Raw genomic sequence first — 12,208 nt, 5'->3', positions numbered from 1 at the left:
TCGTTAAAATATTTATACGCTTCCTCGAATTGATTCAACTCATAACAGACCATGCCGAGATCGATTAAGGGTGCAGTGTCTATATCCGATCCACGTGTCCGTAATGTCGTCTCTCCCCATTTCTCTGCCTCAGCGTAATCCGCGAGATCAAAATATGCGCTGTACATGCAAGCAGAGATCCAGTTGGCGAACTCCCATTGGAGCTTTGGCTCAGGAAGAGCTTGCCAGGCTTTTTGGTATTGCTCTAAAGCCTCGGCGTATTTTTTATCATCGTGAAACTCGTTTCCTTTTTCAACAAAGGAGTTAATTTCAGATTCAATTTTTGGGTCTTCAAGGTCTTTAATGTAACAATGCTTCTTCGTTGGAAACTCTGGCATTATTCATCCGCAACTTTTATTAGGCTCTAGTTTGCTAATCTATAGCTCTCTGTTTATAATTGATTTAAGCTTACCATTCTATATACCGCAATCAAAAAACCTTTCATTTGATTGCACTGCTAGCTCTCCCCCTTCAAACCTGCATTTAACTCCCTATATTAAAAGATCAAATAAGGTTTATGTAGCGACGCGCTAAAGGCGAGTAACTTCCCTCGCCGTATCCCTCAAAATATATTACCCAACAATTACTGAACCTAGCAATATAATTTTATATCTGGCAGGTTGACTTTCACCTTGCGCCAATACAATATGAACATTTTTATTTTCCAAAAAACAAGAATAAATATACACATCAAGATTATTATATTTATAAGAAGGTTCTGGATCATCATGAAATGTCAAAGTCCTAACTCCAGAAATATTACTTACAATTTCTTTTTTTAATGAGTTATCGACATCCCAAAGAGGTGTTGCGTTTATATTCCTGAATTCAATCTCAACATTTAAATATGGAATATGTATTTTTTCTGAAAAATCATAAAAACCATTCTCTTTCCCATCATATAAATTTTTTCTAGGTTTGAAGTTATAAAATTTCAGGTTCATAAATTTCATATCTCTCTAATTTTATTTTCGGCCAAAAGTTGGCTTATAGATTTTGATAGTTCATATTGTGTTCCTCCCCCTGGCTGATCAAACCAAGGGATAGCAGGTCCTGCGTCCGCATGTACCGGTGCAATCACTTCATATGTTTTATATGGTTTATCTAACGTATCCAATGGTAAAGCTCGACTTTCGAAAGATGCTCCAGCAGGGGATACAAAGGTTCCTCGGTCACTGAAAGTACCATTGTCGATACGCCCGCCATATCTATCGATCTTAGTACCAGGTTTCAGAGTTATCGGCGTTGCCTTGATGAACCCTCGGTTTGGAGGCCATGCTCCAGCGCCCATGAAGGACTCTAAGCTTTGCCAGTCTTGATTTTTCCATAATTTATATGCTTTAGAAGCATCTGCACGTGTTTTGAAAACACCTCTAGATTTTGATTGAAATCCATTCCATTCGTTTTGACACCTACTCAACCCCCACGGATCCACCCACCCCAGCGCGTTCGGCGCATACTGGTAAAGGTTTATCCCCCCCGCCAGCCATATCGGGTCCTGCTGCGTAAACCTTCCGCAGTCCGGGTCGTAATACCGGAACAGATTGTAGTGCAGCCCTGTCTCACGGTCCAGGTATTGCCCCTGCATACGCAGGTTCTGGGAATATCCTGATACCTGCGTCTCGCTTTCCCGCAGCAGTTTGCCCCAGGCGCTGTTCACCCCTTCCCAGCGCACCTGCCCTTCGCTATCCGTCATCCGCTCCGGCGTGCCGTTGGGCTGACAGTGGAACCAGAAGATTTCCGGGGCATCAACGCCGTCAATACGAGCCAGCGGATCGTAGCTGTCCTGATCGCTGTAGACGTAGGTCAGCGGCACATCCCCGTGCACCTCCTGCAACAGCCGGAACCCTTCCCAGACAAACCGGGTGGTGACTGGGTTACCGGTTGGCTGTCCGCCCACCATCTGGCGGCGCGTTTTGCTGATGCGTCGCCCGAGCGGGTCATAGCGGAAGCTGACCTGCGTCTGCGGCCTGTTGCGGTCCCGCGGCTGGCTTATGACCTCCGTCAGGCGGTGCTCGCCGTCGTAGCGGTAGTGCCAGCGGGTCTGGCCGTTATCTTTCTCCACGGTGCGGCCGTGGATGTCATAGCGCCAGCGAATGCCGTTCAGCTGCGTCAGGCGGTTGTGCGTGACCTTCTCAGCCGAGCCTTCAAGCGGGTTACCGGCAGCATCCCAGCGCCACTGCTCCTGGCCGGGCAGCGTGCCGTCCTGAACCAGCAGACGTCCGGCGCTGTCGTACTGCCAGCGGTACCAGCTGAACGGGTTATCGTCCCGCTCTTCGCGGACCAGGTTATTGCGATAGTCGTAATCCCAGCGGCGGGACCAGCGGCGCGGCGACGGGCGCTGGGCATTGCCGGTAAAGACGTCCCGGCGATGCAGTCGGCCAAGGCGGTCGTATTCGCTGCGGGTGGTCAGCAGCCCCTGGGTACGGCTGGTTTCACGGTGGAGTTCGTCGCGGGTAAAGTCGGAGACCGACAGCTTATCAAGCGCGATGCTGAGCAGATGCCCGCTGCCGTAGTAGAACTGTTTCAGCTCCCGACCATCGGGCAGCGTGACGGAGGTGCGGTTACCCAGCGCGTCATACTCCCACGCCAGCTCCCCGTGCTCGCCCGTTTCGCGCGTGACGCGCCCGAGCGCGTCATACTCAAACACAAGCTCCTGCTCGGCCTCGGCACTCCAGGCATCGGCTGAAAGCGCGGGATGCAGCCCAATCCGGCTCAGAAGGCCGGACGGGGTGTAGTGGTAGCGGGTCTGCCCCTCCGGCGTGGTGCGGGCGACCAGCTGGCCGCTCGCGCTCCAGGCGAAGGAATGGGTAATGGCCTCCGGATGTCCGGCGGCAAAGGTGCGCGCTATCGTACGCCCGCAGGCATCGTAGCGATACTGCGAGGCCACGCCATCCAGCCCCACCTCTTCCAGCAGCAGCGAGTCTGCGCCCCAGCGGAACTGATACGCTTCGCCGTTTTCGTTTTCCAGGGCAATCAAACGCCCGCGGCTGTCCCAGCGGCGGCGCACCTCTTCACCCTGCGTATTGCGGGTGGCGGTTAAGCGCCCTGCCTCGTCGTATCTGAACTCGCTCTCTTTCCCGTCGGCGCCCGCATGCTTCACCGGCAGACCACGTTCGTTCCATTTGAGCGACTCGGTCCACCCTTCCGGGCGATCGAGCTGCACCGGACGCCCCGCGGCGTCGTAGCGGTAACGCGTCTCTTCGCCGTCGGCGCTTATCTCAGCCACCAGCCAGCCCAGCGGATGATAACGGTATTGTGTCACACGGCCCGAACAGTCCGTCGCACGCACCATCTGCCCGGCTTCGTTGTACTCCTGGTAGCGGCTGTTCCCGGTGGCATCAACTTCTTCCACAACCTGACCAAACTCGTCCCGACGCAGCAGCGAGGTCTGCCCCATCGGATCCACAACGCGTTTCAGCCCGTGATGTTCGTCATACAGGAACCGGGTGGCGCTACCGTCGGCTTCGATGATGGACGCCGGAAGCGCACGGTGCTCCAGCCAGGTGGTGGTGCGGGTATTGCCGTCGGCGTCAATCTCCTGCACCCGGTTGCCCATCTCGTCATAGACGAAGGTAACGGCATTACCCAGCGGATCGATGCGACGCGTGAGGAGTTCGTTGTCATCCCACTCGTAGCGCCAGTTCTCACCGCGCTCGTCAACGTAGCGAACAATCAGGTTTTGCGCGTTCCAGTAATGCTTTCGCGTCTGACCGTCGTAGTGATCGACGGTCGTCAGCCCGGCGGCTAAATCGTAGGTAAAGCGACAGCCGTCGCCGGTGCTGGTGCGATTTTCCACCACGCGCCAGTGGTCGAATTTTTGCCAGCGGTATTCGCTCTCCAGCCCGCCCGGCAGACGGTGCCAGACCATCAGGCCATCATCGTTATAACGGTATTCACGGGTAACCACGCCGGAGGCATCCGTTGCGCTGGCCAGCTGGCCGCGCGCGTCGTACCCCCACTGCATCAGCGGCCATGTCTGGTTGCCGTCAAAATGGCTGGCAGCGGTAACGCGCTGCGGGAAACGTTCATCGTCATAGCGCAGGGTGACATCGATCGCTCGCGGCTCATCGTGCAGACCGACCAGCCGCCCGTGCTCATCCCATTCAGTCAGCAGCGCGTTGCCGTATTCGTCGCTGAGGGAGGCCAGGCGCAGGATGGAGGGGTTAGCGCGGGTCGGTTTATACAGACGCCACACCGCGCCGTCATCGTCGGCAATCGCCACGTCGCCGCTCTCATTGCGGCGGATGATAATGCCTTCGCTGATGCTGTAAAACGCGCGGTCGACCGGCGGCAGCTCGAAGCTCAGCTCGCGCCCGGTTTCATCGAACCAGGTGGCATTGTTTTCTTCCAGCGTCAGATAGCTGTCAAAGGTGGTAGCCCAGCCCAGGCCAAACAGCCCTTCGCGGGTGGTCAGGCTGTTGTAGCTGCGCTGCCAGCGCAGCGGAAAGCGCCCCGGCAGCGAGAAATCGAGTTCGTCGTCGTCATTCAGCACCTTCACGCCGGTAGCGGCGTGAACCGGGTGCGAGGAGCCGAACACGGCGTTGACGGCCATATCAGCCAGCATCCCGCCACCGGCAGCAGCCAGCGCACAGGGCATGTTTTTCAGGATCTTGCCCGGACGCCCGCGCAGCAGGGAGAGCGCAATCATCCCCAGCGCCAGACCCGGCGTTTTGCCGCTTTTGATGTCGCGGACCGTGAGCGTGTCGCCGCCAATGATCACGTTCGGGGATACGTCGTCGGAAACGGTGCCCTCGCAGGTGGTGCGATCTTTTGCGCGCACCGCAGGCTGTCCGTTGATGAAGACGCTTTTCGAGCCTTCCGCCAGATACTGCGGCCCGGAGTGCTTATCACACGCCACCTTGTCTTCTTCCAGTGGCGAGGTCCCTGCGGCAGCAGAGGCGACGCTCGGCTGCCACATCTCGCTGCCGAACTGTCCGGCAGCGGAGAGCAGCATGCCCGCGTAGTCGGCAAAGCTGCCCGGCGACTGCGGCTCAGGGGACGGGGTATCGGCAGGCGTTAACGTCCCGGCGGCGCGCGCAGCGGGAAGTTTATTTGTCAGAACATTGCTCGAACCGGTGGTGATTTTGCCCGCGGGCGACGGCGGGAAAAGCGCGTTACCCAGCCCTTCAGCGGCGTTGCTGATATCGTCGGTGATCCCGGCGACGTTCGCCAGAACCCCACCAATAATGCCGCTCAACAGACAGCTGGAGCCAATTGCCGCCACGCCTGCTGCTGCTGCCCCGGCTCCCAGCAGTGGGGCCGCAACGGTCGCTGCCGCGCCCACCGCCGCGCCAATCACCGCATAGGCAGCGCCTTCCGCCACAATGCTGGTAATATCAGCAAAAATGCTGGAGTGAATAATCTCGTCGCCCTTACGGGCCGCGTTGTTATCGCTCATGCCTTACACATTCCGGTTGTCGTTTAGCGTCAGACTCTGCTTCAGTGCGCTCCAGCGCGCCTCGTCCTCTTCCGTAAAGGCTTTTAAGGCCGAGAGGGTAAAAATCATCAGTACCGGTTTGCCTGGCGTCTGCACGGCCAGCTGTTTTTGCCACAGGCGCTGGCCGTTACGGTCAAAGGTGGTCTCAACTTCAACCCCATCAATGTTGCCGGCAGACCCGGCTTTTACGTGCTGAAATTCGCTCTGGGCGATCTCACCCATCTGAGGACGCAGCACGTCCCACTGGCGGTGAAACTCTTGTTCGTAGTCGCTGCCATCCGGGATAACGCCGCGGCTGACCACCACGGACAGCCCGCTTTCGTCATCGCGAATGATGTTCATGCTGTTGTCCTGCCAGGCGGCAGGAAAAAGGGTAAAGGAACCTTCCTGGAGGGTGTATTTCATCGGTGAACTCGCGTCTAAAATTGCTAAAGGGTTTTACGTGCCGCCACGGACAACCCGGCGGCAGACAGAAAGCGGTTACTCTTCCGGGGGCGTAAATTTCTCCTGCACCGCCGCATCAATATCCCCTTTATGCCCTGACCCCGGCGCCGTTGTGCCCGGTTGGGTGCCCGACGTATTCAGGTGCAGCTTGCCGCCCGTGGTGATATAGCCGTCCCCTTCAACGAAGAAGTTGAACTCTTTGCCGATCAGGTTAATTTTGCCGTTAGCGTTAAGCTCAATAGCACTCTCGCCCGAGACCAGCCGCAGCTTCGTCCCGGAAGCAATAACATACTGCTCTACCGCCGCATCCAGCTTGCCTTTACCCGTCAGGATCTCGGTTCCGCCTTTCACGGCCTGGATCTGATTAGCTTCCACGCGATGCAGCTCATTTTTCTTCACGTAATGGCTGCGCGCGCCGCCAACGCTGTGCGTTTCATCATTCTTGACGCTGGTGTCCATGTTGCGCTCGGCCTGGATCCACACCTGCTCTGCGCCCGCCTTGTCCTCAAAGCGCAGGGCGTTGGCGTTGTCCACTGAACCGTCTTTCGTGCGGCTCATAAAGCCCATCTGCGTCGCGGCAGCCGGCAGCGCCCACGGCGGCATGCTTGCTTCGTTATAGACACGACCAGTGATAATCGGACGGTCCGGGTCGCCGTTGATAAAGTCCACCACCACCTCATCACCGACGCGCGGGATCTGCACCCCGCCGTAGCCCTGGCCCGCCCAGGCGCTCGACACGCGCACCCAGCAGGAGCTGGTGTCATCGCCTTTCGCCAGACGGTCCCAGTGGAACTTCACCTTCACCCGGCCGTATTTGTCCGTCCAGATACTCTCGCCCTGCGGCCCGACCACTTTCGCCGTCTGCGGGCCGTAGGTGCGCGGCCACGCCGTGCTCTGCGCCGGACGGTAGGACACCGACGCCGGGATAACGGTGAAATCGGTGCGGTGAATGGTTTCCCCCTCACCGCTCGCGTAGCGGTTCTCCTCGAAGTGGTAACCCGCCGCCGTCACCAGATACTCGCCGTTGTCACTGAAGAACGGCGCGTTGGTCAGGGTAAAGATGTGGCCCGGCGCAATGCCCGCCGCCGTGGCCGTCGCCTGAATCTGCTGATGCTCCACCTGCCAGCGCTCCTGACGGATTCGGGCGTAGAACTCCGCATGGCCTGTCTCCACAAAGCGGCCCGGCCAGTCGTACACGTCGATGCTGCCCGGCTTCGGGGACGCCGGGTTCTGCTGCGCCTGGAACAGCCACGCGTTCGGCTTGCGGAAGTCATAGTCGTCGAGGCTGTATATCCCCGGCGTGACGCTGTCCTCCAGCGCCCACTGGCTGATGCCCTCTTCATCCGTACTGCCGCCGGACGGCGTCTGATGGTAAGGAATGACCTCATAGCCGCTGAACGGCTGGTGCTGGGTGGCGGCGTCGGTCAGTACCAGAGTGTGTTTGTCGGCCTCGTGGCTGAAGTAGTACGCAATCCCCTCCAGCTCCATCAGGCGGCTGATAAAGTCCAGGCTCGATTCCTGATACTGCACGCAGTAGTCCCACACCCGGTAGCTGCCGGTAAGTTTGTCTTCGAGGTTAACCTGATGCTCACCCAGCAGAGTTTTGACAATCTGCGGTACCGTCTGGCCCTGGAAGATACGCAGGTTACGGTCGCGCTTCATCGGCCACAGGTCCGGCTCCACCGTCAGCTGGTACACCGCGTAGCGGGTGCCCGTCAGCTCCACGGCGCTCACCGCCACGCGCGTCACCTTGCCGTTGATATAGCGGGAAGTGAGCAGGTTCTGCGTCGGGATGGTCACCGTGACCGGCTGGCCCAGCAGCTTGCTGCGGTCAATGCGCGCGTCCGTACCAAGCAGGGTCAGCGTCAGCGCGAACGACTCGGACATCGCCTCACGGCCGGAGAGTTTCCAGAACAGCAGCCCCTTCACCGGGAGCTGGACGGTAATTCGGTTGAGCATAATCTTTATTCCAATATGGACTCATCTCAGTGCCAGAAGTTAACTCAGCGTCAGTGCGCAAAGCGGAAACGCTGTTGATGTGATAATGAGTAGCTAAAAGATTTACTTCCCTTGCCACAAATAAAAAAAATTTCCCTGTGGTTTCATTTAGATAATGAAACATTAATGTCGTGCTTATTTAAGCCATAAACCTGAAAACATAAGTATGCTTCCCAGGGAAACTGCACTTTTAGCAACAATAAGTAAGCCAGGTGCAGCGACGCGTGTTAAAGACGATACTTTTTCATAATTTTCTGCGTTGTATCTTTTGTGCCCCCCCATAATCCCGGAAAATAACGTGCACAGCAGGGCTACTGTGACCTTTAATCCCCAGACGCACAGGAAAGACATGGATAAGATGATCGAATAATGTTTGGCCGTTGCGACGGAAAATAATGACATTGACTGAGCAAGCCATTTCAACGTAAAGCCAATGACGACTGTAGCCACTAGCACCAGAATGAACATCAACCCCGCCAGGAGCCATTGTTTTTTGTTAAATAAATCTCTTCCATTCCAGATTAGCGCTAGCGTCCAAATCATAAAGAGAATAAAGAAAAACCAATGCATCACAACATTCCCCATTTACACATTTTAATCTCCTATAAGGACTGTAGGACTGCAAATGGGTAAGTACTTACGATATCTATCAACATATTTTAATAATACATTCAAATTAGTATGTAAATCAACCACCATTCACCCATGATAAAAATATATTTAACATTAAACCCTAAAATTCATTAGGATATTTCATCTTGAGATTTTGTTGCTTTATTTTGTAATTGGCGTCAACCTCATGCGGCAGCCTAACCTTTAACCCTCGGCGGATTTGATCCACAATAAACCAGGCATCAGACAACCTTTCAAAAAACAACTCATCACAATTATCAAACTCCTTCACTGCATACATACCGAAAGTCATTTTCCATAATTTCGCCTTGTCCTTTTCCTTGCCTTCGATTAAATCCCGTAGAAATAATAATTGTTGTACAATAGAGTCGTACATTTGTAAAAGAGGGGCATGGGGATTGAGATTTTTTACCTCAGCATATCTCTTTTTTGCTAATATTAATGCTTTATCAACATAATTTAGAGCTGTCATTTCATTCATTATATGGAGGAAAAATATCACGCTTAGTGGTAAACCATTATGTCCCACCACCTTCTGTCTGGAAAGGTTTGTCTGGTACAGACCAGGTGTCCAAGGCTGGTGTGGCATTACTTCGAAGCATTTCTACTTTTTGTTGCGCCTGATAAGCTTTTACTTCTTTAGGAACAATTAACCCCGTATCCCTGACCTGTCCTTCTGGGTTAATGCCAAGTTTTATGGCAGGGGTCGATTCGTCAAGTGAATACCAGTTTCCTTGCCAATTACCTGGGGATTGATTCTGATAGGCTATTTTATCTTTATTGATTGTTTCAATTGTCACACTCTGCTCAAGATCTATACCGGTGCGATAAGCTGGTATTTTACTTACTTCAACAACCTGAGAACGCATAAAATCATCAACAATTTTTTTATTTGCACGGATATTAATATCTCTATTAAGATCGCCCGTACGTCCAAATGGTACGACACTGACGCCGGGATAACGGTGAAATCGGTGCGGTGAATGGTTTCCCCCTCACCGCTCGCATAGCGGTTCTCCTCGAAGTGGTAGCCCGCCGCCGTGGCCTGTCTCCACAAAGCGGCCCGGCCAGTCGTACACGTCGATGCTGCCCGGTTTCGGGGATGCCGGGTTCTGCTGCGCCTGGAAAAGCCACGTGTTCGGCTAACAAAACATTAGGTACAGACATAGAAAGAGGCACGGTACAATACCCGTGCCCGATGACTAATATAATTATAAAAAATTATCCTATGGAGCTCTATCGAACAGTTCACCTGCCATTTTGGCGATACGTTCGTGCTGTACGAGTTTGCTTTTCCACTCCTGCGGAATACCGGAATAACCATATAATGCTCCTGCGATTTGTCCCGCTGTCGCCGCAACGCTGTCAGCATCATCAGCAAGATTGGCGGCCAGCAGAATCGCATCCCGAAAGTTATCAGTATTCCATACGGACCACATCGCGGCCTCAAGCGTATCGATAACATAACCACTTGAACGAATCTGATCGCGAGTTTTTTGCTTATATTCACCCACGTTGATAATCATTACACGTGGCTGTAGCGGCATGACGTGAGGAGAAAAAACAAAATCCTTATTGCTACCGTTAATCATATGCACAAGTAAATAACTTAAATACTGTGTGCTATTTATTGCTTCCGCGGCTCCGTGCGTTGCTATACTTTGTTTTTTAGCCTCATAAAACGCTTTACTTAATGACTTTCTAAAAAAAATAGAGACAGGTGCTTGTCTGATAATGGAAGCATTACCTGCAGTTTCTGGCGCAGTATTACCGCTCCATCCAGGACCAACAGTTAAATATTGCTCTAAAGCATACCGAGTTGTATTGCCTATATCAAAACAGACGCCATTTGAACTATTATAACCATGCTGATACCATTCCAGTAGTTTATTCCTGAAGCATATAGTATCAGCATCACCTTTCTCAAGAAGCGTTTCCGCAAGACATAATGCCATGGATGTATCATCCGTCCATTCACCTGCGCGGAGTCGAAATGGCCCACCACCTGTCATATCTTTGACATGTGCTTTGTCACGAGGTAAAAATTCGAGCGTCGTACCAATAGCATCTCCAACAGCAAGACCTATAAGCGCACCGACAGCACGATCGCGTGATTCCGCGAGTGAGATGTTACATTGTGGTGTTAAGTCCCATTGTTCTTGTACATTACTATTCGAGGATGATTCTAAGGGCTTATTATCATAAGTATACTGCATCCTTCGCTGAACCAAAGGGCTGCTAACGGGTAAGTATTGTCGATATTTGTCCACATACTTTAGTAACGTATTTAAATCACTGTGCAGATCGATCATTATAATTCCTTATATGTAAGCGCGGTTTTACCACCAGCATCAACACGCTCAACAACTTCAAATTTGGTACCTGGTTTGAAAAGCACTTCAGTTTCAGTTCCTTTATATTCAGAAAGAAAATCAATAGGCTTACCCGTTTTACCATTTATCGTAATGGTGGTATCTCCTGAAAAAGGAACTTTCTGATCGGTGCTCATAAATGCTGGGTCAGAAACAATACTACCCACCTGATTTTCCATTAGTACGTTTTCAGGTAACGTCGCGCCTCGATATGTTAACCCCTCATAGGAAGGAAGCTTATCAAGAGCGCTAGTAGCGTGATCCGCAAAAGCTTGAATTTCTGGTGTAAGTTCAGTCTGGCCTCTTAGCGCATTGTTAACCATCGGATAGCCTTCATTCGTAGTATAACCGTAAAGAGCCCCTACCTCATCATCGGTTAGCAGAGAGGAGAGTCGTTTATCCCCTTGTTCAGCAAGTTGTCTTCCCTTCGTTACCCATGTATTCGCCAGGTCTTTACCTACAGCCTCGGATAAACTCATCTTCGGTTTATTTAAAGCTGTAGCGCCTAATGGACTTGCTTCGACAGGTCTAACTGCCGGTATTTTACCAGCCCGCCACGCATCAAACCGTGCCCCGCCTTTAATGCCAGCCCCGCCGCCGATAACAGAGCCGATCAGCATCCCCCATTTCTGACCGTCGCTACCTTCGCCAAACAGCATTCCCCCCGCATAGCTACCAACAGTGCCGCCGCCCATCGCACCGAGGGTACTCAGAAGTGCGATTGCCGGACTGGCCAGCACCGCCATCGCTCCGGCACCAACGGCGAGCATCGTCCAGTTTACCCATTCAGGGATTTCAGGACTTATTTCATCGGTCTGAACTTTGCTTCCACCAATAATAACATTACGCGATCCCTGACTAATCTCGGCGCTGCAAGTCAACTTATCGCCAATGCGGGAGGCGGGAAAGTTGTTGATGTAAACTTTTATCGATCCTTCCGCAACCCGTTGCAGGCTACCGCTGTGCTCATCACACTCTCCGGCTGACAGATGCGCGCGGATAGCCTTTCGGCTGTTGATAAAGACATTGGGTGAACCTTCTTTTAGCGTACCGGTAGTATGGCGTGGAGCCCATGACATACTGCCGAGGAGCTCACCCAACCCACCCGCAGCACATGCCCCAGCCGCAACGGCAGAAACAGCAACCAGCGCGGTCCCTCCGGTCACGACAACGGCAGCTGCGCCCAGAATTGCCCCACCAACCAATCCTGCGATCATCCAACCTTTTGAGGCTGTATGAGCAATCTCATCATCTACGCGTGCGGCCAGACATTCTGACATAA

9 protein-coding genes and 1 pseudogene are annotated in these 12,208 nt (G+C 53.2%); all 10 read right to left on the bottom strand.

The window, feature by feature from the left end:
• Nucleotides 1-611 precede the first annotated feature (611 nt).
• On the bottom strand, nt 612-983 hold the full coding sequence (locus O1722_RS09920; RefSeq protein WP_127341562.1) for a hypothetical protein: 372 nt from the start codon (nt 981-983) through the stop codon (nt 612-614).
• Between the two features lie 5 nt (nt 984-988).
• Nucleotides 989-5,440, bottom strand: a complete 4,452-nt coding sequence (locus O1722_RS09915) for a glycohydrolase toxin TNT-related protein (RefSeq protein WP_479954560.1) — start codon at nt 5,438-5,440, stop codon at nt 989-991.
• A gap of 3 nt (nt 5,441-5,443) precedes the next feature.
• Nucleotides 5,444-5,884 carry a DcrB-related protein gene (locus O1722_RS09910; protein WP_017384279.1) on the bottom strand — a complete coding sequence of 147 codons (441 nt, stop codon included), beginning with the start codon at nt 5,882-5,884 and terminating at the stop codon, nt 5,444-5,446.
• Nucleotides 5,885-5,959: 75 nt separating this feature from the next.
• A complete protein-coding gene (locus tag O1722_RS09905; protein WP_058686689.1) occupies nt 5,960-7,882 on the bottom strand; it encodes a type VI secretion system Vgr family protein in 1,923 nt (640 codons plus the stop codon).
• Between the two features lie 174 nt (nt 7,883-8,056).
• On the bottom strand, nt 8,057-8,491 hold the full coding sequence (locus O1722_RS09900; protein WP_017384281.1) for a hypothetical protein: 435 nt from the start codon (nt 8,489-8,491) through the stop codon (nt 8,057-8,059).
• Nucleotides 8,492-8,654: 163 nt separating this feature from the next.
• On the bottom strand, nt 8,655-9,035 hold the full coding sequence (locus O1722_RS09895) for an immunity protein Tsi6 family protein (protein WP_045342075.1): 381 nt from the start codon (nt 9,033-9,035) through the stop codon (nt 8,655-8,657).
• 37 nt (nt 9,036-9,072) lie between these two features.
• Entirely contained in the window at nt 9,073-9,438 is a 366-nt protein-coding gene (locus tag O1722_RS09890; protein ID WP_230200456.1) for a polymorphic toxin type 46 domain-containing protein, read from the bottom strand.
• Nucleotides 9,439-9,494: 56 nt separating this feature from the next.
• Nucleotides 9,495-9,696: pseudogene (locus O1722_RS09885) on the bottom strand (type VI secretion system Vgr family protein); the annotation flags it as partial.
• An 84-nt stretch (nt 9,697-9,780) separates the two neighbouring features.
• Nucleotides 9,781-10,866, bottom strand: coding sequence for an ADP-ribosylarginine hydrolase Tri1 (gene tri1 / locus O1722_RS09880; RefSeq protein ID WP_017384284.1), 1,086 nt, complete (start codon nt 10,864-10,866; stop codon nt 9,781-9,783).
• A complete protein-coding gene (locus tag O1722_RS09875) occupies nt 10,866-12,206 on the bottom strand; it encodes a PAAR domain-containing protein (RefSeq protein ID WP_045342008.1) in 1,341 nt (446 codons plus the stop codon). Before O1722_RS09875 ends, tri1 begins: the two co-directional genes overlap by 1 nt.
• Nucleotides 12,207-12,208 lie beyond the last annotated feature (2 nt).

The sequence above is a fragment of the Enterobacter cloacae complex sp. HYC003_NIDB genome (genome assembly GCF_056673375.1).
Note: the sequence above shows the minus strand (reverse complement) of the source record. Positions and strands in the feature narration are given on the sequence as shown.